General features: G+C 64.7%; 24 protein-coding genes. 15 read left to right on the top strand and 9 right to left on the bottom strand.

Annotated elements, in window-relative coordinates; genetic code table 11:
• Positions 1–115: 115 nt before the first annotated feature.
• Genes ACP69Z_RS10815 through ACP69Z_RS10795 form a run of 5 tightly spaced genes read left to right on the top strand, consistent with a single transcriptional unit; the run spans position 116 to position 2609 of the window.
• Entirely contained in the window at positions 116–499 is a 384-nt protein-coding gene (locus tag ACP69Z_RS10815) for an AtpZ/AtpI family protein (protein ID WP_426267492.1), read from the top strand.
• Positions 499–1290: a F0F1 ATP synthase subunit A gene (locus ACP69Z_RS10810; protein WP_426267491.1), complete on the top strand. Its 792-nt coding sequence runs from the start codon at positions 499–501 to the stop codon at positions 1288–1290. Before ACP69Z_RS10815 ends, ACP69Z_RS10810 begins: the two co-directional genes overlap by 1 nt.
• 25 nt (positions 1291–1315) lie before the next feature.
• Entirely contained in the window at positions 1316–1543 is a 228-nt protein-coding gene (locus ACP69Z_RS10805; protein WP_249504531.1) for a F0F1 ATP synthase subunit C, read from the top strand.
• A 30-nt stretch (positions 1544–1573) separates the two neighbouring features.
• A complete protein-coding gene (locus ACP69Z_RS10800) occupies positions 1574–2068 on the top strand; it encodes an ATPase (RefSeq protein WP_426267490.1) in 495 nt (164 codons plus the stop codon).
• A complete protein-coding gene (locus ACP69Z_RS10795; protein ID WP_426267489.1) occupies positions 2019–2609 on the top strand; it encodes a hypothetical protein in 591 nt (196 codons plus the stop codon). The genes ACP69Z_RS10800 and ACP69Z_RS10795 overlap by 50 nt, the downstream gene beginning before the upstream one ends.
• A gap of 168 nt (positions 2610–2777) precedes the next feature.
• On the opposite strand, the gene ACP69Z_RS10790 is transcribed toward ACP69Z_RS10795, so the two are convergent.
• The 6 genes from ACP69Z_RS10790 to ACP69Z_RS10765 form a co-directional block, all read right to left on the bottom strand.
• Positions 2778–3224 carry a DUF805 domain-containing protein gene (locus ACP69Z_RS10790; protein WP_426267488.1) on the bottom strand — a complete coding sequence of 149 codons (447 nt, stop codon included), beginning with the start codon at positions 3222–3224 and terminating at the stop codon, positions 2778–2780.
• Between the two features lie 235 nt (positions 3225–3459).
• Positions 3460–5484: a phenylacetic acid degradation bifunctional protein PaaZ gene (paaZ, locus tag ACP69Z_RS10785; RefSeq protein WP_426267487.1), complete on the bottom strand. Its 2025-nt coding sequence runs from the start codon at positions 5482–5484 to the stop codon at positions 3460–3462.
• A gap of 51 nt (positions 5485–5535) precedes the next feature.
• Positions 5536–6318, bottom strand: coding sequence for a 2-(1,2-epoxy-1,2-dihydrophenyl)acetyl-CoA isomerase PaaG (gene paaG / locus ACP69Z_RS10780; protein ID WP_426267486.1), 783 nt, complete (start codon positions 6316–6318; stop codon positions 5536–5538).
• A complete protein-coding gene (locus tag ACP69Z_RS10775; RefSeq protein WP_426267485.1) occupies positions 6315–6584 on the bottom strand; it encodes a PqqD family protein in 270 nt (89 codons plus the stop codon). The genes paaG and ACP69Z_RS10775 overlap by 4 nt, the downstream gene beginning before the upstream one ends.
• Positions 6581–7078, bottom strand: coding sequence for a YkgJ family cysteine cluster protein (locus tag ACP69Z_RS10770; protein ID WP_426267484.1), 498 nt, complete (start codon positions 7076–7078; stop codon positions 6581–6583). The genes ACP69Z_RS10775 and ACP69Z_RS10770 overlap by 4 nt, the downstream gene beginning before the upstream one ends.
• A complete protein-coding gene (locus tag ACP69Z_RS10765; RefSeq protein WP_426267483.1) occupies positions 7075–8874 on the bottom strand; it encodes an ABC transporter transmembrane domain-containing protein in 1800 nt (599 codons plus the stop codon). Before ACP69Z_RS10765 ends, ACP69Z_RS10770 begins: the two co-directional genes overlap by 4 nt.
• 128 nt (positions 8875–9002) lie before the next feature.
• On the opposite strand from ACP69Z_RS10765, the gene ACP69Z_RS10760 reads away from it, so the two are divergent.
• Positions 9003–10223, top strand: coding sequence for a polyhydroxyalkanoate depolymerase (locus tag ACP69Z_RS10760; protein WP_426267482.1), 1221 nt, complete (start codon positions 9003–9005; stop codon positions 10221–10223).
• Positions 10224–10297: 74 nt separating this feature from the next.
• On the opposite strand, the gene ACP69Z_RS10755 is transcribed toward ACP69Z_RS10760, so the two are convergent.
• Positions 10298–10666 (bottom strand): hypothetical protein, encoded by a 369-nt coding sequence (locus ACP69Z_RS10755; protein ID WP_426267481.1) that lies wholly within the window; start codon positions 10664–10666, stop codon positions 10298–10300.
• A 212-nt stretch (positions 10667–10878) separates the two neighbouring features.
• Here ACP69Z_RS10755 and ACP69Z_RS10750 point away from each other — a divergent pair, with 212 nt between their 5' ends.
• The 4 genes from ACP69Z_RS10750 to ACP69Z_RS10735 all read left to right on the top strand — a co-directional run bounded on the left by ACP69Z_RS10750 (position 10879) and on the right by ACP69Z_RS10735 (position 14541).
• On the top strand, positions 10879–12003 hold the full coding sequence (locus tag ACP69Z_RS10750; RefSeq protein WP_426267480.1) for a glycosyltransferase family 4 protein: 1125 nt from the start codon (positions 10879–10881) through the stop codon (positions 12001–12003).
• Positions 12004–12013: 10 nt separating this feature from the next.
• Complete coding sequence (locus ACP69Z_RS10745; protein ID WP_426267479.1) at positions 12014–12796, top strand: metallophosphoesterase family protein; 783 nt, start codon at positions 12014–12016, stop codon at positions 12794–12796.
• Positions 12789–13838, top strand: a complete 1050-nt coding sequence (locus ACP69Z_RS10740; RefSeq protein ID WP_426267478.1) for an SDR family oxidoreductase — start codon at positions 12789–12791, stop codon at positions 13836–13838. The genes ACP69Z_RS10745 and ACP69Z_RS10740 overlap by 8 nt, the downstream gene beginning before the upstream one ends.
• A 358-nt stretch (positions 13839–14196) precedes the next feature.
• Positions 14197–14541, top strand: a complete 345-nt coding sequence (locus ACP69Z_RS10735) for a hypothetical protein (RefSeq protein WP_426267477.1) — start codon at positions 14197–14199, stop codon at positions 14539–14541.
• Here the strand turns inward: ACP69Z_RS10735 and ACP69Z_RS10730 are convergent.
• Positions 14522–14917, bottom strand: coding sequence for a hypothetical protein (locus ACP69Z_RS10730; RefSeq protein ID WP_426267476.1), 396 nt, complete (start codon positions 14915–14917; stop codon positions 14522–14524). The genes ACP69Z_RS10735 and ACP69Z_RS10730 overlap by 20 nt on opposite strands.
• Positions 14918–15057: 140 nt before the next feature.
• On the opposite strand from ACP69Z_RS10730, the gene ACP69Z_RS10725 reads away from it, so the two are divergent.
• The 5 genes from ACP69Z_RS10725 to ACP69Z_RS10705 all read left to right on the top strand — a co-directional run bounded on the left by ACP69Z_RS10725 (position 15058) and on the right by ACP69Z_RS10705 (position 19405).
• A complete protein-coding gene (locus tag ACP69Z_RS10725) occupies positions 15058–15528 on the top strand; it encodes a MarR family winged helix-turn-helix transcriptional regulator (RefSeq protein WP_426267475.1) in 471 nt (156 codons plus the stop codon).
• A 96-nt stretch (positions 15529–15624) separates the two neighbouring features.
• On the top strand, positions 15625–16164 hold the full coding sequence (locus ACP69Z_RS10720) for a hypothetical protein (protein ID WP_426267474.1): 540 nt from the start codon (positions 15625–15627) through the stop codon (positions 16162–16164).
• A 6-nt stretch (positions 16165–16170) separates the two neighbouring features.
• The gene (locus ACP69Z_RS10715) at positions 16171–16842 is read left to right on the top strand and encodes a CpsD/CapB family tyrosine-protein kinase (protein WP_426267473.1); all 672 of its coding nucleotides are present in this window, start codon (positions 16171–16173) and stop codon (positions 16840–16842) included.
• 161 nt (positions 16843–17003) lie between these two features.
• On the top strand, positions 17004–18023 hold the full coding sequence (locus ACP69Z_RS10710) for a hypothetical protein (RefSeq protein ID WP_426267472.1): 1020 nt from the start codon (positions 17004–17006) through the stop codon (positions 18021–18023).
• The gene (locus ACP69Z_RS10705) at positions 18020–19405 is read left to right on the top strand and encodes an O-antigen ligase family protein (RefSeq protein ID WP_426267471.1); all 1386 of its coding nucleotides are present in this window, start codon (positions 18020–18022) and stop codon (positions 19403–19405) included. The genes ACP69Z_RS10710 and ACP69Z_RS10705 overlap by 4 nt, the downstream gene beginning before the upstream one ends.
• Here the strand turns inward: ACP69Z_RS10705 and ACP69Z_RS10700 are convergent.
• Positions 19395–20432, bottom strand: a complete 1038-nt coding sequence (locus ACP69Z_RS10700) for a nucleotidyltransferase family protein (protein WP_426267470.1) — start codon at positions 20430–20432, stop codon at positions 19395–19397. The two genes, ACP69Z_RS10705 and ACP69Z_RS10700, sit on opposite strands and share 11 nt — an antisense overlap.
• Positions 20433–20484 lie beyond the last annotated feature (52 nt).

Raw genomic sequence — 20484 nt, 5'->3', positions numbered from 1 at the left:
CGAGGGCTCGCCGTGCAAGGTCAGCGGCTCGCAGCGGTTGACCTCACGCCTCGCGCTGCTAAAGGGACCGCGCCTTGGCGAGCTTTCCGCCGCCATGCCCCTTTGCCTATCCCGCGTGATCGCGCGCCTCCTTTTTGGAAGCGCCGCCACGCACAGGAGAAGAAGACGGTTTATGGCGGAAGACAGCGAGCGGCAGGACGAAAGGCTTCCGGCCGATGCTCGTCTCGATCACCTCGAACAGAGGCTGGCCGAGGCGCAGCGGCGGGAAGCGGTCAGGACCGGCACGAAACCGGCTTCGGATGCCAATGAGCAGCTGGGGCAAAAGGTTCTCGCCACCCTGATCGGCGGCCTGGTTGGCGGCACGCTCATCGGCTGGCTTCTGGATAAGCTGCTGGGGACGTGGCCGATGCTCTTTATCACGCTGATGGTGCTTGGCACCGCCAGCGGGTTCTGGAGCATCATCAAGATGTCGAATTCGAACGGGAAGAGGGACCTTTAGTGGCCGCCGAATCGGGCAAGATCGATCCGATGCATCAGTTCCAGGTCGAACCATTGTTCGGCCAGGATTGGAGCATTGCGGGCCACTCGATCGCCTTCACCAACAGCTCGCTGTGGATGCTGTTCACCCTCGCTGCGGTGTGGCTGTTCATGCTTGGCGGCATGAAGCGCGAGCTGGTACCCGGCCGTTGGCAGGCTGCGGTCGAAGGCGTGACGGGCTTCATCACCAGCATGATGGACCAGAACATCGGCCCCGCCGGCCGCAAGTTCGTCCCTTACGTCTTCACCATCTTCATCTTTATCCTGTTCGCCAACATGCTGGGGCTGCTGCCCTTCGGCGTGGTGCCCGGCGTCCATCCCTTCACCATCACCAGCCATCTCACCGTCACCGCGGTGCTGGCGATCGTGTCGTTCGCCATCGTGCTGGTGGTCGGCTTCGCCAAGCATGGCTTCCACTTCTTCAGCCTGTTCGTGCCGCATGGCGCGCCGTGGTGGATGCTTCCGATCCTGGTGCCGGTCGAGTTCGTGTCCTTCATGGTTCGCCCGTTCAGCCTGGCGCTGCGACTGTTCGTCGCGATGACCGCCGGCCACGTGCTGCTGAAGGTGCTCGCGGGCTTCGTGATCCAGGGCGTCAACCTGTCGAGCCCGCTGCTGACCCCGCTGGTCGCCATCCCGAGCTTCGCCCTGATGATCGGCATCAGCGGCCTCGAGTTGCTGGTCGCCGCGATCCAGGCTTACGTCTTCGCGCTTCTGACGTCGCTGTATCTCAACGACGCGGTCAATCTTCACTAAAGAATATAAGAGGGAGTTTAATCACATGGACGCTCAATCTGCTGCCCTGATCGGTGCTGGTCTCGCTGCTATCGGCGCCGGCATGGCCGCGCTCGGCGTGGGTAACGTGTTCGGCTCGTTCCTTGAGAGCGCGCTGCGCAACCCGGCTGCTGCCGACAGCCAGCAGGGCCGTCTGTTCATCGGCTTCGCGGCCGCCGAGCTTCTCGGCCTGCTGTCGTTCCTCATCGCCATCCTGCTTTACCTCAAGGCCTAAGCAGGAAGAATAAGGGCAAGGACGGCCACGATGCCTCAATTCGATCAGATCGCTGAAATCTATGCCTCGCAGCTGTTCTGGCTCGCGATCAGCTTCGGCGCGCTTTTCCTGATCGTGGGTCTGGGCATGGTGCCCAAGATCCAGGGCACCGTCGACAAGCGCGACGCGCAGATCGCGGCCGACCTCGCCACTGCCGCCACCGCGCGGGAAACGGCCGACCGCCTTGAGGCGGAGCATCGCGCCGCGCTCGAGCGGAGCCGGGCCGAAGCGGCGCGCGTCGCCGCCGAGGCCAAGGCGGCTGCGGCCCAGGCCACCGAAGTCCGGGTCAAGGCTGCCGATGCGGCTGCCGCCACCCGGATCGAGGAAGCCTCGCGCCGGATCGCCGAAGCTCGCAGCTCGGCCCAGGCCGAGATCGAATCGGTCGCCGCAGAAGCGACTGCGGCGATGGTTGCCCGCGTTGCCGGCCTCACCATCGATGAAGGCACGGCGCGCGCCGCCGTGCAGCAGGAGCTTGTCCGTGGCTAATGCCGCCAACGCCCTCGCGGCGACCGAAGTCGAAGCCGGGGTCGAGCACGTGGTCGATCCCAAGGCGCTCGGCTTTGATGCGACCATGCTGGTTGGCCTGTCCATGCTGGTCGTCATCGCGATCATGCTGTGGAAGAAGGTGCCGGCCGCGATCGGCAAGGCCCTGGACGGCAAGATCGCCGGCATCCGGGCCCAGCTCGACGAGGCCGCTGCGCTCCGCGCCGAGGCCGAGAAGATCAAGGCCGAGTATGAGGCCAAGGCTGCTGCTTCCGAGAGCGACGCCAAGGCGATGCTCGAACGCGCTCAGCACGAAGCCGACGCCATCCGCGCCAAAGCCGAAGCCGACGCTGCCGCGCTGGTCGAGCGCCGCACCCGCATGGCCGAAGACAAGATCGCGGCCGAAGAGCGCACCGCCCTCCAGCAGCTCCGCGCTTCCGCAGCAGATGCGGCGACCAAGGCGGCGGCCAAGATCATCGCCGACCGCCACGACGGCGCCAGCGATAAGGCGCTGATCGATCAGGCGATCGCTGGCATCCGCTAAGCTCGTTTCCATCGACACAGAAAAGGCCGCTGGAGCGATCCGGCGGCCTTTTCTGTGTGCTGTCGGTGTCTGCTTTGGGTGGGGAGCAGACATCGCCGTTAAGACGCATGCGGCGGCATTGGCGAGGACTGCCAGCACAAGCAGGCGGGCGGCACAAACATCCGACGATCAGGTGGCGTAGTATTGCAGGCCGTACGGGTGCTCGCCGTAGTGATTGGGGCCGGAAGTTCCGGGCAGGCACAGCAGAACCACGAGCCACAGGCATGTGCCAACGAAGATGATTGTGCCAACGAACAGTCCGAACGGTCCAAAGGCGGCGAGGATGGCCATAACGATACCCGGCGCGGGCGGCTTTAACAGGTTCCAGCCGCTTCTGTTGCGATCATGCAGGCGGCGGACGGAAACGGCGAGTAACGGAATGATGGTGGCAAGCGAGACCAGCAGACTGGCGACACCGACTACAGCGGTAGGATCGACGGCCAGGTCGATCCAACCGCAAGCCATGCTCAAGATCGAGACCAGCAGGTAGAACCACCAATATTCCGAGCGCGGCGAGCGACCCGCAAAATCAAAGTAGCGCTGAAGTGGAAGAAATGCCCAATCGAGCGGGGACATGGCCCGTAACTCACGCCATTAACGATGGGAGCGAAGGTGCCGGGCTTCGCTTAAGGTTCGGTTACGGAGCCAGGTGATTGTAAGCTCAAGCTCGACCCGCGCCCGCTTGCCTTCGCGCCTGTTTTGCGGATCCGGAAAGAAGGACCTGCCGGATTAGGTCCGGGGTGACGTCAGCCCCGCCCCAGCCGCAGGGAAGAGGGCCGAGTGTCCGCTTCGGGTCGAAAGCGGACATTGATCAGGGCACATTCTCCGTCAGCAGGTCGTAGGACGCGACCAATTCGTCCTTCTGGTTGAAAACCTCCACCGCCCAGCGGACCACGCCAGTCTCTTCGCTCTTCAGCGATTTGGACCGCACCGTCAGCTCTACCCGCATCGCATCGCCGGGGTACAGCGGGGTCAGGAAGCGCAAATTCTCAAGGCCGGTATTGGCGAGCACGGGACCGGGCGCAGGGTCGACGAACAGGCCGGCGGCGAAGCTCAGGATCAGGTAGCCGTGCGCGACCCGGCCTTCGAAGATGGGCGAGGCCTTGGCCGCTTCCTCGTCCATGTGAGCGTAGAAGGTGTCACCGGTGAAATGGGCGAAATGCTCGATATCCTCGACGGTGACGGTGCGGCTGGCGGTCTTCAGCGTGTCGCCGATGTGGAGTTCGCTCATCCGCTTGCGGAAGGGATGCGCGTCGATGACGTGCTTGGGACCGCCCGGGATGTATTGCGAGGTGATCGCCGCGAACATGGAAGGTGAGCCCTGCAGGGCGGTGCGCTGCATGTAATGGGTGACACCGCGCACCCCGCCCATTTCCTCACCCCCGCCGGCCCGGCCCGGCCCGCCGTGGACGAGGACGGGCAGCGGGCTGCCGTGTCCGGTCGAATCCCTCGCATTGTCGCGGTCGATGACCAGCATCCGCCCATGAAACGCGCCGGCACCCAGCACGAAGTCGCGCGCGACCTCGCCCGAATGGGTGAACAGTGACAAGGCAAGGCTGCCCTTGCCGCGATTGGCGAGCTGCACCGCGTCGGGGAGGTCGCGATACGGCATCAGCGTCGCGACCGGTCCGAACGGCTCGACGTCATGCGCCGCCTCGCAGGCCCACGGATCATCGGCGCACAGCAGCACCGGCGGCATGAAGGCGCCGCCGTCCGGCCCGATCTGCCCGCCCGGGTCGCCAACCGCGATCCGCGCTCCACCGGCGGTGATTGTTGCCACAGCCGCGCGCACGCTGTCGCGCTGAGCGCGGCTGACAAGGGCTCCCATGCCGGTCGCCTTGTCGCGCGGATCGCCGACCGACAGCGTGGCGAGCTTGGCAGCGATTGCCCCTTCCGCGGCGGCAAGAAAGGCTTGCGGCACCATCGCCCGGCGGATGGCGGTGCATTTTTGTCCGGCCTTGACCGTCATCTCGTTGACGACCTCGGACACGAACAGGTCGAATTCGGGCGTGCCCGGCGCCGCATCGGGGCCGAGTACGGAGGCGTTGAGGCTGTCCTGCTCGGCAATAAACTTGACGCTTTCGCGCTGGATCACCGGATGCGTCCGAAGCTTTAGCGCTGTCTGAGCGGAGCCGGTGAAGCTGACGACGTCCTGTCCGGTGAGGTGATCGAACAGATCGCCGACCCCGCCGACCACCAGCTGCACGGCGCCCGGCGGCAGGATGTCGGCTTCGATCATGACCCGGAAGGCAGCCTCGGCCAGCCAGGCGGTTGCGCTAGCCGGCTTCACGATGGCTGGAACACCCGCGAGCAGTGTCGGCGCCAGCTTCTCCAGCATCCCCCACACCGGGAAGTTGAAGGCGTTGATGTGCACCGCCACGCCCTGCAGCGAAGTGTAGATGTGCTGGCCCTGGAACAGCCCCGACTTGCTCAGCGGCTCCAGCCCACCGTCGAGCAGGACGTGAGCATCGGGCAGCTCGCGGCGACCTTTGCTGGAGAAGGACAGCAGGGTTCCGGCGCCGCCCTCGATGTCGATCCAGCCGTCCTTGCGGGTCGCGCCAGTGGCGTAGTTGAGTTCGTACAGCTCTTCCTTGCGCGCGAGAATGGCGAGGCCAAGCGCCTTCAGCATTCTGGCGCGCTGGTGGAAGGTGAGCGCCCTCAGCGCGGGCCCCCCGACCTCGCGGGCAAAGCGCGCCATGCCGCCGAAATCGATCCCGCCCGAGCCGGTGAGTGCCACAGGGGACCCGTCGAGGGCGCTCGGAAGCTCGGTCAGGCTGGCGGCGTCGCCCGGGGTCCACTCACCGCGGGCGTAGTTCAGAAGCTGGGTGGTTTTCATGGGCGTCACCCTAGGCAGGGTGAGCGGCAAGGCCAAGTATGACGGCGGTGCCTAGCGCCCTTGATAGACCGCCGGCCGCTTCTCGAGAAATGCCGCCACGCCTTCGCGATAATCTTCGGTGAAACCAAGTCGCCGCATCTCGTCGCGCTGAAGGTCCAGCTCCTGATCCAGCGTCCGCTCCCCACTGGTGCGGATCAGCCGCTTGATCGCAGCAAGGCCAAGCGGAGGCAGGCTGGCGAGCTTGGCGGCGAGCGCATCGACTTCGGCATCGAGCACCTCGTCATCGACGCACTTCCAGATCATCCCCCACTCAGCCGCCTTCTCCGCAGGGAGCGGTTCGGCCGTCAGCGCCAGACCGAGGGCTCGGGCTTGCCCAACCAGCCGAGGAAGGTGCCAGCTTCCGCCGCTGTCAGGAATGAGCCCGAGATTGGCGAAGCTCTGGATGAACTTGGCCGAGCGTCCCGCGACAACAAGGTCGCAGGCCAACGCAATGTTCGCTCCAGCGCCAGCGGCTACGCCGTTGACGCGGGCAATGACGGGCTGGTCGAGGCTGGCAAGGCGGCGGACGAGCGGGTTCCAGCTCTGCTCCACCGTTTCGCCCAGGTCGACCGCTTGCCCCGGCGCCACGGCGCGATCGTTGAGGTCTTGGCCCGCGCAGAAGCCGCGGCCCGCGCCAGTGAGCACGATGACCCGCGCGCTTCTGGCGGCAGCGTCCAGTGCGTCGCGCAATTTGGCGTGAATTGCCGCCGTGAAGCTGTTGAGCCGGTCCGGCCGGTTGAGGGTGATGCGGGCTACCCCCTTGTCCTCGGTGAGGAGAACCGTGGCCGCACTCACTGGACCTGCTCCACCAGACCTTCCGCAGTCATACGCTCGAGCAGAGCGCCCACTTCATGGCGGCATTCATCTTCGTCGACTTCATATTCGGCGGTCAGCGCGCCCACCAGCGCATCGAGGTCGCGTGGCTGCTCGAGAAGCTTCCAGACCGACGCGGTGACCTGTTCCATGCCGTAAGCGAAGCCACGGTCCGCCTGAAGCGCCACCACGTCATCGCCGACCTCGGTCGACATGGTGGCGGCGGTGCGGCGGTAAGTGGCACTCATTTGGTCAACTCCGATGTGAGCACAGGGCCTTCGTTCCGGTTGCGGAAGTGACGGTCCAGATAGTGGGTGAACGCGAACGAGCTAAGCTGCGTCGCGGGATCGCGGCTGGCGTTGAAGAAGTGCGCGCGGTTGTCCGAGTAGCTGGCCCCGGGCCCAAGCGCCGCGCGAAGTTCGCCGGCCAGGCGGTGCGCTTCGGCGACCACCCCGAGCGCGTCATCGAGCGGGCGGCCCTCGCGCACTTGTTCGAGCAGGCGGCAGGCATAAGCCGCACACACCCGCGGGCGTGAGCCGTAGATGGTGCAGGTCGCGCCGCTGAGTTTGGGACAGGGCAAGGAAAAGCGTGGCGGCGCTGAGGGCGGGCCGACCGGCAGGCCCATGGCCGCGGCGGCATCGACTTCATCCTCATCGAGGTGCGCCCAATCGTGCAGCGCGCCGGTGCAGCAAAGGCCGCACGCGGTGCATAGCGCACTTTCGTCGCTCATCGGCTCGGTCATGCGGCAACGTCGAACTGGAGCCGGGCGAGGCGAGCGTAGAGGCCGCCGCGCGCGGTCAGGGTCGCGTGCGTGCCTTCCTCGACGATGCGGCCCTCGTCCATGACGATGATCCGGTCGGCGGCGCGTACGGTGGCGAGGCGGTGGGCGATGACCACCGTGGTGCGGGTCTGCATCAGCCGCTCGAGCGCCTGCTGGACCGACGCTTCGCTCTCGGCATCGAGCGCGCTGGTGGCCTCGTCCAGCAGGAGCAGCGGCGCATCGCGCAGGAGGGCGCGCGCAATGGCGATGCGCTGCCGCTGGCCACCCGACAATCGGGCGCCGCTTTCACCGAGGAAGGTGTCGTAGCCACCGGGCAGCGCCAGGAGAAAATCATGTGCATTGGCGGCGCGGGCGGCGGCTTCGATCTCCGCTTCGCTTGCGTTCCAGCGCCCGTAGCGAAGATTGTCGCGCGCGCTGGCGGCGAAAATCACCGTTTCCTGCGGCACCAGCGCGATACGGCTGCGAAGGTCGGCAGGATCGGCATCGCGGGCATCGACGCCATCGAACGATACGCTGCCCGCCTGCGGGTCATAGAAGCGCAGCGCAAGCTGGAACAGCGTCGACTTGCCCGCACCGGAGGGCCCGACGACCGCCACCGTCTCGCCCGGCGCAACCCGCATGGTGAGGCCGTGCAGCGCCTTGCTGTCGGGGCGCGTGGGATAGCGGAACTCGACATTGTCGAAGGCGAGCGCGCCACCCGCAGGGGAAGGCAGAGCCACCGGCTGAGCCGGAGCGCTGATCTCGGCCTTGGCGGCAATCAGTTCTGCCAGACGCCCGGCGGCGCCCGAGCCGCGAAGGAGATCGCCGTAGACTTCGCTCAACGCCGCAAAGGCTCCGCCGACCAGCACGCCGGTGAACACAAAGGCGGCGATTTCGCCACCGGTCATCCGCCCGGCGGCAACGTCGATCGCGCCTTCCCAGATGACCATCACGATGGCACCGAACATCAGAGCAATCAGCACCACGGTCATGATCGCGCGCAGGCGCATGCGGGTGCGGGCGGTGGTGAACGCGTTTTCGACCACGTCGGCAAAGCGCGCTTCTTCGCGGCGCTCCTGGCCGAACGCCTGGACGATCTTCATCGCCCCCAGCACTTCGCTGACGTTGGCGCCAACGTCCGCGATCCGGTCCTGGCTGGCGCGCGACAACTCACGGACCTTGCGGCCGAACAGGATAATCGGACCGAACAGCAAGGGGATGGCGATCAGCAGCAGCCCGGCAAGCTTGGGGCTAAGCGCAAATAGATAAATGATGCCGCCCACGCCGGTAACGAAATTGCGCAGCGCAAAGGAGACCGAGGTGCCGACGACCTGCTCCAGCACCGCCGTGTCGGCGGTAAGGCGCGAGGCGATCTCGCTTGGACGGTTCTCCTCGAAGAAACGCGGGGGCAGGGTGAGGAGGTTGCGCTGTACCTGGCGGCGAAGGTCGGCGACCGTGCGCTCGCCAAGCCACGACACGAAATAGAAGCGAAAACCCGTAGCAAGCGCCAGCACGGCGACGATCATCAGCAGATATTGAAACGCCTGCGTCACCGCGCCGCCGCTCACCGCCCCACCGGCAAACCCGCGGTCGATCACCTGCTTGAAGCCATAGGGGATGGCGAGGGTGGCGGCCGAGCTCACGCCAAGGAAGAACAGCGCGGCGATGATGCGCGAAGGATAACGGGCAGCCGCCTTGAACACGAGCTTCAGATTGCCGATGCTCCGCCCGGCCTTATCGCCGTCCTTGCTGCCCTTGTCGTCCGCCACGCTTGCCATGGCGGCGGGGGTTAGCAGGCAGCAGGGCCGTTCAAAAGCCCTCGGCACGCGCTGTGCGCCGCAGCCTTGTTAGCGGACCCTTTCGGTTCCACACATGTTAAGGGGCAAGAGAATATAAGTGAGAGTGGATGTTATACGACGCGTATGAAGTGCAGCGCAGCTGGCTTGCCGGCGCGAGCAAATGGGCTGGTTACTCCTCCGATTGGCTAAGCAGCACCGCCAACCCCCTGAGCTACAACGGAATGAGCGGGATCGTGGCGGCCAGCCTCGATGTCTTCGCCCATGCCGCTGCGACCCGGGGGAAGCCGGCGTTCGGGCTGGACCAGGTGAAGATCGGCGGCAAGCTGCTGCCCGTTCACGAAAAGATCGTGGATCGGATGCCGTTCGGCCAGCTCAAGCATTTCAAGCGCGAAGGGGCGCCCGAAGGGCAGCCTCGGCTGCTGATCGTGGCTCCTATGTCGGGGCATTACGCCACCCTACTGCGCGGAACGGTGGAACGGCTGCTGCCGACCCATGAGGTTTACATAACCGATTGGCGCGATGCGCGCATGGTGCCGCTCAAGGACGGCAGCTTCGACCTCGACGATTATGTCGACACGCTGATCGGCTGGCTGACGAAGATTGGCCCCGGCGCGCACATGCTGGCGGTGTGCCAGCCAAGCGTGCCCGCCTTTGCCGCTACCGCGCTGATGAACGCCGACAAGCATCCGGCGACCCCGCGCAGCCTGACCATGATGGGCGGCCCAATCGACACGCGCCAGGCGCCAACCGCGGTGAACACGCTGGCGACCGAGCGGCCGCATGCCTGGTTCCAGCAGAATGTCATCTGCACCGTGCCCGCCATGTATCCAGGCGGCGGACGCCGGGTTTATCCCGGCTTCCTGCAGCTCGCTGGATTCATGACCATGAACCTTGGCAGCCACCTCGTCAGCCACTGGGAGATGTTCAAGCATCTGGTCGACGGTGACGAGGAAGGGGCCGACGCGACCCGCGCTTTTTACGACGAATATCGCTCGGTCTGCGACATGACGGCCGAGTTTTACCTCCAGACGATCGACGTCGTCTTCCAGCGCCACCTGCTGCCCAAGGGTGAGATGATGCACCGCGGACGGCGGGTTGACCCGTCAGCCATCACGCGCACCGCCTTGCTGGCGATCGAGGGCGAACGTGACGACATTTCGGGGCTCGGTCAAACCAAGGCCGCCCTTGATCTCGCAACGGCGCTGCCGGCGGGCGACAAGAAGTATCACCTCGCCAAGGGCGCTGGCCATTACGGCATCTTCAATGGCCGCAAGTGGCGGGAAAAGATCGCGCCAGTGCTCGAGCGGTTCATCGCCGACCACGACTGAGGCCATCGACACACAAGAAAAGGCCGGCTCGTCGATGGACGGGCCGGCCGCTTTCTTTGTCGCTGGAAGCGCTGTTACGGGCTGATCGAAATCTGGGTCCCGCCATCTCCGTTCGACAGCAGCAGCGCGGCAAGTCCGCCAAGCGCTGCAAGGCCGAGCAATAGTGGGAGGATACCAACGCCACCACCAGCGGCGACGGCTGCCGGAGTCCCGATGGGCGCAGTCTCGGCGACCGGCGGCGGGGCAGGCGCATCGACCGTCGGGAACACGCAGCCTGGCGTGCCGGCCTGAGCCGCCGCATTGGCGGCCGCGGCCGCCACAGCCGCACCGCACAGCGCTTGGCTCGATGCGGGCCCGGCCGTCGCGCTCATCGAGATCCAGGGCGAGACGTCGTAGACCGGGGTAGCGCGCGCAGCCGCCGCGGCAGGCGCAGCAGCCAACATGCTGGCGCCACAGAAAGCCGCGATCATCTTGGATCGGATTGAAATCATATGGTAATCCCCTCGACGCGCACACGGCACCGGTAAAACTCTCCGTCCATAACGCCGGGAGTTGGCACCGGTTTCGACTGAATGCCGTCTTTTAGCTGGTCGATGAGGAAGCCGACGGGCGTGGCTTGAATGTCACGCCGGGTCGCGTAAGCCGCAGCGACACCGTGTCCGACCCTCATCCCATCCTTCTTGTCGCCAACAGCAGCTGGAACCTGTCGCACCAGCGCGGCGGGCTGATCCGCGCGTTTGAAGCTGAGGGTCGCTGGCCGCTGGCGGCGGTGGTGCCGACCGGCGATGCCGCGGTGGGGTCGCTCCCGACCTTTGAAGTCCCGCTGATTGCCGATGGCACCGCGCCGCTTGCCGAACTCAAGAGCCTGGTGGCGCTGATTGCCCTGTTCCGCCAGGTTCAGCCGCGGGTGGTGCTCGGCTTTACGCCCAAGGGCAACATCTACGCCGGGCTGGCGGCACGGGCGACGGGTCGGCCATTCTTGCCCAACGTCTCGGGCCTCGGCACCGGCTTCATTCGCGGCGGGCTGCTGCTCAAGGTCCAGGCTGCGCTGTACCGCGAGGCGTTTCGCGGCTTGCCGACAGTCTTCTTCCAGAACCGCGACGACGCCGCTCTGTTCGAGAAGATGGGACTGGTCCGGCGCGAGCAGGTGAAGCTGATCCCCGGCTCGGGCGTCGATTGCCGGGCGTTTGCCTGCTCCATTCCCAAGGATCGGCCGAACGAGGCACTTCGACTGCTGTTCGTCGGGCGCCTCCTCGGCGACAAGGGCGTCCGCGAGCTGGCTGAAGCGATGCGGCTGCTTCGTCCCCGCTACCCAAAGCTTGAGGTGACGCTTGTCGGTGAGCTCGGGGCGGCGAACCGCACCGCCATTTCGAAGCAGGAACTGGATGGCTGGATCGCCGACGGGCTGCTGACCCATGCGGGCCACGCCAAGGACGTGCGCCCCTTTATCGCTGCCGCCGACGCGGTGATCCTGCCTTCCTACCGGGAAGGCATGCCGCGCGCGCTGCTCGAGGCCGCGGCGATGGCGCGCCCGTTGCTCGCCGCCGACGTCCCTGGCTGCCGCGAGATCGTTCGCGATGGGGTCAACGGTCTGCTGTTCGAGGTGCGCTCCCCTCAGGCCGTTGCTGACGCGATCGAACGCCTGATCGCGGCCGGCCCCGAACAGCGCCGTACGTGGGCAAAAAACTCCCGCACCATCGCCGAAGAGGAATATGATGAGCGGTTGGTGATCGACGCTTATCGTAGCGCAGTCATCGCCATGTCAGGAAAAGGTCGCTAGGGGCGCGCCCATGTTCCGGCGCTTTTTCTCTTCGTCCCGTGCGATGGCGCGCGGCCAGGCCGGTTGGCGTGCTTATGTGATCGGCGATGTTCACGGCTGCCTCGACCTGCTCGATCGCTTGCTTGCCGAGATCGCCGACGACCATGCCATGCGCGGGCCGGCCCGAGGGCTGATCGTGCTGCTCGGCGATCTCATCGATCGCGGACCGGATTCCGCCGGGGTGCTGAAGCGCCTGCGCGACCTCGATCTTGCCGGCTTCCGGGTTGTCGGTCTTGCCGGCAATCATGAGGAAGTGCTCCTGAAGATCCTGGCGGGCGACCCGACCGAGGTCGCCGGCTGGCTTCGCTTTGGCGGCGCCGAGATGCTGCAAAGCTACGGCGCTGATCCCAAGGCGCTGGAATCGCTCAGCCCAGCGGCGGCGCAGCGGCGGATCGCCGATATCGTTCCCCGCGAGGACCGCCACTTCCTCGAAGGGCTGGCGGACTCGATGCGCTTCGGCGACTATTTTCTGGTCCATGCCGGTATCCGGCCCGGCGTTCCGCCCGATCAGCAGACCCTGCGCGACCTGCGCTGGATCCGTGAGCCCTTCCTCACCGATACGCGCGACCACGGTATGGTGGTGGTCCACGGCCACACCATCAGCGAGGCAGTCGAAGAAGTCGGCTCGCGGATCGGGATCGACACCGGTGCCTATGCTACCGGCCGTCTCACCGCGCTCGGGATCGAAGGCGACAAGCGCTGGGTGATCGACACCATCGACGGGCTTCACCAGAAGGAAAGCGGGCATGTTTGAAGCCCTGTTCGCGTCACCGGGCTTCGCACCGCATGTCCTGCCCTTGCGTGAGCGGCCGCGCCGCTGGCTCGTCACTGGCGCCGCTGGGTTTATCGGCTCCAACCTTGTCGAAGCCCTGCTCCGGCTCGATCAGCAGGTGGTCGGCCTCGACAATTTCGCAACCGGGCACCAGCGCAACCTCGATGAACTTCTTGCTGCGGTCACCCCAGAGCAGACCGCGCGGTTCCGGCTGATCACCGGCGACATCCGCGATACTCGCACTTGTGCCGAAGCCTGCGCGGGGATCGAAGTGGTTCTGCACCAGGCTGCGCTTGGCTCGGTCCCGCGCTCGATCGCCGACCCGCTGACCAGCCACGACGTCAACGTCACCGGCTTCGTCCAGATGCTGGATGCGGCCCGGCAAGCCGACGTTACGCGCTTCGTCTACGCCGCCTCATCCAGCACTTACGGCGACGAGCCCAACCTTCCCAAGCGGGAAGAGCGGATCGGCAATCCCTTGTCGCCCTATGCGGTGACCAAGCTCGTCAACGAGCTCTACGCCGCCGTTTATGCCCGCAGCTACGGCTTCAAGGCGACGGGCCTGCGTTATTTCAATGTCTTCGGACCGCGCCAGGACCCGCATGGACCCTATGCCGCGGTGATCCCGCGCTGGGTGGACGCGATGCTCGACGGCGAGCAGATCACGATCAACGGCGACGGCGAAACCAGCCGCGACTTCTGCTTCGTTACCAATGCCGTGCAGGCCAATCTCCTCGCCGCGCTGGCGCCCGACGAGATTCAGGGAGAAGTCTTCAACGTCGCGGTGGGCGAGCGGACCACGCTCAATCAGCTGTTCGGCCTGCTTCAGGAGGGCCTTCAGCGTCACGGTCGCAATGCGCCCAGCGAAGCGGTCTACGGCCAGTTCCGCGAGGGTGACGTCCGCCACAGCGAAGCCGATATCGGCAAGGCGTCAAAGCTGCTCGGCTATGCCCCGACCCACGACATCAAGGCAGGGATCGAGCACGCCCTGCTATGGTATTTGCGGAAGGCTGCGGACTTGTAAGTAATTAAACCGCTAGTCGTGAGAAGGCCGCAGTAACTAGCTAGTTAATCCTCGCGGACGGACAGTGACTTAGCTTTCGATATCGTAAGCTGTAAAGCATGGTCGACCAATATGGCGATCGCGTCGCACTCGCTATGGTTGTCGAGTGCCTGCAATGCAGTGGTCAGACTATTGAGCGCAATCCCTAAGTCGGCGATTAACGTGGCCGCCGACTTATCAGCATTTGCGTTGTGAGGCATCCAATCCTTGCTCCGGCAAACCACCGATATCGTGCAGACGACGCCGGTTTAAGAAAAATTTAACGCATAGATCCTAATTAAGCCGTCCACTTTGGAGCTTAAGCTAGGATAAGGGTCAGGTGGAAAACGTGAGCGCACGAAAATCCATTCGCCGTGAGAATCCTCCACCGCTGAATCCAATTTACATCGCCACCGAAGATAAGCTGTTGTTGGCGATCTCAGACGAGCTGCACTATGCAGAGAGACGTTTGTCGGCAGTCGGCGATGTGCTCGCAAACGACCCTAATCTCATATTCAAACACGGCGCCCGAGCTCAAGAAATTGACTTAATTGGCCAGATTCTATGCCGGATTGCTGAGGTGATCTCCTCTTCTGATCCCACGGGAAGAGCGCGTCGCCTCGGAAATGTCGAGCTTAGATCACGTTTACTGAAGTATGAAAGCGTCAAAGATACATTTGGTTGATCTGTAGAAGGCAAATACCCGCACTGTCAAAGCGCTGTCTTAAGTCAAGCAAACGTGATTGTGACAGTAAATGTTTATCACTGGTTGGCTCAAGCGAAACCAATACCACTCCCTCTGCCTGAAGCCTAATCGCATCATCGATGATCTGAGAAACCATCGCGGCATCGTTGAGTGTTCTGCCGGCTGACAGTCCTTGATTGATTATCTGAAGATCGTTGGCCACCATGATCCAAGCAATCGCTGGTTCTTTGGATCCACTATTTTTTGCGGCGAAGACTTCACAAAGCGCTTCGATTTCACGACGTCTTTCCTGCATCACTTCTCGGGTTCGAGCGCTGTCAAATATGGATTGGCTTGGCAACTGGTATGGCGACATAAATAGACCTCATCGGCTCGCTGACCCGCAATCGTCTTGTAGATGATCGATAGCGGAATTTTACACTGCCAGTTTGGAGCAATCAAATGTTCTGGGCGTTGCCGTCACGCCGAATTTGCGAGAAGTCGGAGGTCTAATTCATGAACGTCCCATCATTTCGACGGAACGATTGCGAATTGCTACCGAACGATGGGGACGGTGACGCCTCTCTAGTTGCTGGAATTCGCATTGATGAAGTTCAGAACCATATCTTCAAAACTTTGCGGATGCGCAGCCTTCGAAATGAGATTTTCGAAGTTGATATTTTTTATGACCCGGGGTGGGATATCCTTCTGTATCTGTTCGCAAAATCCCTATCCGGAGACATGAGTTCTGTTAGCAGTGTATGTGCGATGGCTAACTGCCCGTCGACCACTGCACTACGCTACATTGATCACCTTGAGTCCGCTGGCCTTGTTACTCGCGCGCCCCATGCAAGCGACCGGCGATCTTCCCTACTTTTTCTCACGCAAGCGGGACGCAGTAAATTTCAGAGGCTGATCGATAGGTTTCCCGATTCCGATGTCGTCCCAAGAACGTCTATACACCTGAGCACAGGGCCGAGTGAGTAGCCCTTATCGCTTTTCGTGATCGTGGCGGCCAATCGCCCACAGCGTTAAGCCGACTATAGCGAAAAGCGCGCCTCGCTTCAGCCGGAACATCCCGAAATGATCAGCCTGCGCCAGCGGATCGATGAGCTTGGCCAGCAGATCGCCCGCGAAGCCTCGCAGGTCAGCGCCGGCGTCAACAACACGTTTGGCGCCGAATATCGCGGTGCAGTAGCGGCCGAACAGGGGCTTCAGGGCCGCGTCAATTCGCTCAAGGGTCAGGTGCTCGACCTGCGCGGCCGCAGCGTCCGCTACGGCATCCTCCAGCGCGAGGTGGATACCAACAGCCTGTATGACGCGCTGTTGGGCCGCTACAAGGAGATCGGCGTGGCGGGCGGGATCGGCACGTCACCGATCTCGATCGTCGATCGGGCCGAGCCCGCAGGCGCCCCGTTCAAACCCAACTTGCCGCGCAACCTGCTCGCGGGCCTTGCCCTCGGTCTGGTTGGTGGGCTTGGAGCGGCAGTCGGCCTTGATCTCCTACGCGACACCATCCGCACCCGCGAGGACATGCGTTCCAAACTAGGTCTCGCCTGCATCGGCCAGATCCCCAAGCGCCAGACCAAGGGCGATTTCGTCGAGGATCTGAAGGACCCGTGATCGGTCGTGTCGGAGGCTTATAGCGCCACCGCGGCGGCGCTTCGCTTCACCACCGAACATGGCGCGCCGCGCGTCATGATGGTGACCTCCACGTCGCCCGCCGAAGGCAAGTCCTCGTCGGCGCTCGCGCTGGCGCAGAATTTCGCCAGACGCGGCGTCAACGTGCTGCTGATCGACGCCGATCTTCGCAAGCCCGCGTTCCGGGCTGCCAACGACGACATCGGCCTGACCAAGCTCCTCACCAACGAGGAGAACCTGCACGCCCATGTTGCGCCGACGCAGTTCGACAACCTTTCGCTGCTGCCCTGCGGCACGCTTCCGCCCAATCCGGCCGACCTCCTGGCGACGGCACGGTTCGGGATGATCATCGAGGAAGCCTTGCAGCACTTCCAGATGGTGATCGTCGACAGCCCGCCGGTGATGGGCCTCGCCGATGCGCCGCTGATTGCGCACACCTGCCGCAACGTGTTGTTCGTGGTCGAAAGCGGCCGCACGCGCACGCGCCAGGCGGCCGAAGCGCTGAACAATCTCGAAGCATCGGGCGCCCATCTGATCGGCGGACTGCTGACCAAGGCGAACGAGACCGACGGCAACTACAGCTACTACAATTACCGCTACGGCGAACTGGCCGACAAGCGCGAGCGGATTGCCCTCATTCCCCATCATCAGGATAGTTGATGGGAGCCGAAGCGGCCGAACCGTCTCGGCGATCATGGCTACACTGGATCGGCCTGGCGGCGGTCCTTCTGCTCGCCGTGCAGGCGGGCCGTGCCGCCTTCGTCGCCGCTCTTGGCGCGCAGAAGCCGGAGGCGGCGCATGCCCTTTGGCCTTCGCACCCCTTGCCGCTCACCACCCTCGCACTCGCCAGTATTGGAACCGCGGCACGCGATCGCCAGCCGCCACCTGCCGAGGCCCTGTCGCAGATGCGGGAAGTCAGCCGCGTCGATCCGCTGGCGGTTGAACCGCTCCTCTCGGCTGCCGCCGAACGGCTGGCGGTCGGTGATCGCGCCGGGGGCGAGGCCTTGCTCAAGGCGACGCTCCACCGCGAACCACGCTCGACCGCGGCTCATTTCATGCTGGCCGACCTCCTCATCCGCGAGCAGCGGGTGGGCGACGCGCTCGCCAATGTCGCAGTGCTTGGCCGCCGGCTCGGCGGGGGCGGCGTGGATGCCTTTGCGGCCACGCTGGCGATCTATCTTCGCGACCCAGGCAAGATTGCCGAAGTGCGGCCTGTGCTGAGCAGCAATCCCGGACTGCGCACGGCGGTGATGACAAGCCTTTCTCAGGATCTCACCGCCGCGCCCTCCTTGCGGCTGCTGACCAAGGCCGGAGACGCTGGCGCGGCGTGGTTTCGCACCGCGTTCGAGCGGCAGCTTGGCGCCGGGAACATGGACGAGGCCCGTGCAATGCTGACTGCGGCCAAGGTCGGCGGCGGGACCAGGCTGACCTCATGGACGGACGCGAATGCGGGACCATTGTCGTGGCGCCTGCCGGCAACTTCCGACGGTGTCGCCGAAGCGGCTCCGGGCGGACCGCTGCGATTGGTCTACTACGGCCGAGCAGATGCGGCGCTGGCCGATCATCTGTTGCTGCTGCCTGCGGGTGCTTACCGCTTCGAATCGCAATTCGCCGGTGGCGGCGGAGCTTCATCGTTCGAGTGGCGAGTGACCTGCCTGCAAGCAAACCGGCCGCTGGCGATTTGGCCAGCGAACGCCGCCGGCAGCGCGCAACTGCTGCAGGTGCCGGCCGATTGCCCGGCGCAACGTCTCGCTCTCTGGGGCAAGATGGGTGAGTTTCCACGCACCGTGTCTGCCGAGCTCCTCCGAGCCAGCCTCGATCCGGCGGGAGGCGCGCGATGAGTGTCAAACTTCGCCAGCTTGCCGTACCCGCCTTCCTGCTGGCGTGTCTGCTGCTCGGCGGCAGTCCGCAGGGCATTTGGCGCAACCTTATTCTTCAGATCGGCGGCTTGGGCCTGATTGCCTGGGCGCTGATGGCGACGCAGCGAAGCCATCCCACCAGTGCTGGCCGCCTGCTCCTGTGGCTGTGCGCACTGTGGTTCGCGCTTGTGCTGCTGCAACTCGTGCCAATCCCGCCGCAATGGTGGAGCGCGCTGCCGGGTCGTGAGCCCGTGATCGAAGGTTTTGAGCTAAGCGGCGAGCCGCTGCCGTGGCTGCCCGTGTCACTAGCCCCGGCGTCTACCTGGTCGATATTGCCCCTGATGGCCGTCCCCCTAGGCCTGATCGCCGCCGTGGTGGTGCTCGGCGCTTATCGTTCGCGCTGGGTCGTCGGCGCGCTGGTGATCGGCACCTGCCTTTCCGTGCTGCTCGGCGCGGTGCAGCTGAGCCAGGGCGGTCCGTACCTTTACGAGAACTACAACACGGAACGGGCGACGGGCCTGTTCGCCAACAGCAACCATCAGGCGACTCTGCTGTTGGCGACCTTGCCGTTCCTTGGGGCGCTGATCGGGCTGCAGCAGGGGCATCGGGAAGAGCGGCGATCGCGGCAGTCCGCAGCACTGGGTCGGATCGTCATTGCGCTTGGCGCGGTGGCGGTAATCGTGCTGGGAATCATTCTAAACGGCTCGATGGCTGGCTTGTCGCTGCTGATACCGGTGACGCTGGCGACGCTGGCCGTGTCGCTTCCCAATGCCGGCAAGACGCCGCGCCTCCTGGCCGGGCTGGCCATGCTGCTGATGCTGGGAGCGCTGGTGGCGCTGGCCGCCTTCACCGATGCGGGCAGCAATACGACCTCGGTCGCAACCCGCTCCGACATTTACCGGATCACCGTGCAGGCGATTGGCGACAGCTTCCCGGTCGGAACCGGCCTTGGCACGTTCCGCGAATATTACCGCCTTTACGAAAACTCGGCGCTGGTCGACTCCTTCTTCGTCAATCACGCGCACAGTGATCCGCTGGAATGGGTTCTCGAAACTGGTCTCCTCGGCGCGCTCTTGCTGGGTGCGCTGATCCTGTGGTGGGGGACTCGCGCCGTTCGGTTGTGGCGGGCGGAGCAACCCGACCCCATCGCCCTGGCGGCGACCATCGCTTCGGGCGCAATCCTCGCGCACAGCCTGGTTGACTATCCGCTGCGCGATGCAGCCATTCAGGCGGTGTTCGCCGTTTCGCTCGCCTTCATGGCCGAACCGCGCACCCATTCGGGTGGGTCACAATCGCGCTCCCGCAGGCGGGAACGAGCGCCGCGGCACCTCTCGCTGGACGATGATGGTCAGGTCAGCGGATAAGCAGCTGCCCGAGCTTTCGCACCACTTCGCTGAGGAAATAGTGCGAGCCCGGCACCATCAGCAGCTGCGAACGGTGGATCGGCAAGGTGCCGAAACGCTGCTGCGTCGGTTCACCGGGATTGCCGATCATGGCGGTGGCAAGGGCGACCAGCCGCGAGGTCGCGCGGTCGGCCTCCAGATTGTCGGGCAATCTCGTGCCGAGCAGCCGGTTGGAAAGGATCAACGCCGCGGCGAAGGTCCGTCCGGCGCCGAGCCGCGGTGCTTGGTCGGCAATCGTGGCCACGGTTTCGGGCGGAGTGCGGCCAACCAGCGCCGCGAAGTCCGCCAGCCACTTAACCCGGAACCACGCGCTGGAAGTGCCGTGCACGGCGAGATAGGGGAGGAGCAATCGATCCGGCAGGGTCGGCAGCGCGATGCCGCCCGGCACCTCCACCTTCCTCGGTGTGACGGTCGCGGTAGCGGTGGGGAGCAGCGCCGGATGATCGCCCAGGCGGCTATGCAGATCGAGCAGGATCCCGTCATCGCTGCGCCACTGGCTTTCCTTGTGCGAGCGATGCCAATCGGCCGCGTCGACGGAAGGATCGGGGACCTGCTGCACGTAACCAAGCGCTTCGAGCAGTCGCCCCGCCTTGTTGATCGCGTTGGGCGGCACCAGCAGGTCGATGTCGAGCTGCTGCTTGAGCAGCGGATCGCTCCAGGCCAGCGCGCCGAGGGTCTGGCCTTTGACGAACAGGTGCGGCAGCGAGGCCCGGCTGAAGGCGCTGTGCACGCGCCCGCTTTCGAGCGCCATGGCGAAGCCGTCGGCCGCAATGCGCCGCGCCGCTTCTCCAATCGGCTGCGCGCCCAAGGGCACGATGCCGGCGCGCGTGATGCTACGCCACACCAGCCCTTCGACGCGATGACGCCGGGCGAGAAAGGCAAGCCGCTTGCCGTCGCCAGCGGCAAGGCGCGCGCCGATCAGCGCCAGATCGGCATCGCTGAGGTGAGGGCGGCAACAATCGAGAAGAAGGGTGAGCATTGGCTCCATGCGCTCGTCCTTAGCGGCGGCAGGGCGGAAGGGAACAGCCGCGGTGCCAAGC

Origin of the sequence: Sphingomonas sp. LHG3443-2 (assembly GCF_049896405.1) — a bacterium.
In the GTDB taxonomy this organism is placed as follows: domain Bacteria; phylum Pseudomonadota; class Alphaproteobacteria; order Sphingomonadales; family Sphingomonadaceae; genus Sphingomicrobium.
The sequence above is the reverse complement of the archived record's forward strand: the minus strand, read 5'-3'. Positions and strand labels throughout refer to the sequence as shown.

Bases quoted from the DNA above. Each gene is read 5' to 3' on its own strand.
- ACP69Z_RS10745 (WP_426267479.1), top strand. From the start codon at position 12,014: ATGTTCCGGCGCTTTTTCTCTTCGTCCCGTGCGATGGCGCGCGGCCAG.
- ACP69Z_RS10805 (WP_249504531.1), top strand. From the start codon at position 1,316: ATGGACGCTCAATCTGCTGCCCTGATCGGTGCTGGTCTCGCTGCTATC.
- ACP69Z_RS10800 (WP_426267490.1), top strand. From the start codon at position 1,574: ATGCCTCAATTCGATCAGATCGCTGAAATCTATGCCTCGCAGCTGTTC.
- ACP69Z_RS10705 (WP_426267471.1), top strand. From the start codon at position 18,020: ATGAGTGTCAAACTTCGCCAGCTTGCCGTACCCGCCTTCCTGCTGGCG.
- ACP69Z_RS10775 (WP_426267485.1), bottom strand. From the start codon at position 6,584: ATGAGTGCCACTTACCGCCGCACCGCCGCCACCATGTCGACCGAGGTC.
- ACP69Z_RS10700 (WP_426267470.1), bottom strand. From the start codon at position 20,432: ATGGAGCCAATGCTCACCCTTCTTCTCGATTGTTGCCGCCCTCACCTC.
- ACP69Z_RS10795 (WP_426267489.1), top strand. From the start codon at position 2,019: ATGAAGGCACGGCGCGCGCCGCCGTGCAGCAGGAGCTTGTCCGTGGCT.
- ACP69Z_RS10765 (WP_426267483.1), bottom strand. From the start codon at position 8,874: ATGGCAAGCGTGGCGGACGACAAGGGCAGCAAGGACGGCGATAAGGCC.
- ACP69Z_RS10790 (WP_426267488.1), bottom strand. From the start codon at position 3,224: ATGTCCCCGCTCGATTGGGCATTTCTTCCACTTCAGCGCTACTTTGAT.
- ACP69Z_RS10720 (WP_426267474.1), top strand. From the start codon at position 15,625: ATGATCAGCCTGCGCCAGCGGATCGATGAGCTTGGCCAGCAGATCGCC.
- paaZ (WP_426267487.1), bottom strand. From the start codon at position 5,484: ATGAAAACCACCCAGCTTCTGAACTACGCCCGCGGTGAGTGGACCCCG.
- ACP69Z_RS10770 (WP_426267484.1), bottom strand. From the start codon at position 7,078: ATGACCGAGCCGATGAGCGACGAAAGTGCGCTATGCACCGCGTGCGGC.
- ACP69Z_RS10755 (WP_426267481.1), bottom strand. From the start codon at position 10,666: ATGTTGGCTGCTGCGCCTGCCGCGGCGGCTGCGCGCGCTACCCCGGTC.
- ACP69Z_RS10760 (WP_426267482.1), top strand. From the start codon at position 9,003: ATGTTATACGACGCGTATGAAGTGCAGCGCAGCTGGCTTGCCGGCGCG.
- ACP69Z_RS10730 (WP_426267476.1), bottom strand. From the start codon at position 14,917: ATGTCGCCATACCAGTTGCCAAGCCAATCCATATTTGACAGCGCTCGA.
- ACP69Z_RS10725 (WP_426267475.1), top strand. From the start codon at position 15,058: ATGAACGTCCCATCATTTCGACGGAACGATTGCGAATTGCTACCGAAC.
- ACP69Z_RS10740 (WP_426267478.1), top strand. From the start codon at position 12,789: ATGTTTGAAGCCCTGTTCGCGTCACCGGGCTTCGCACCGCATGTCCTG.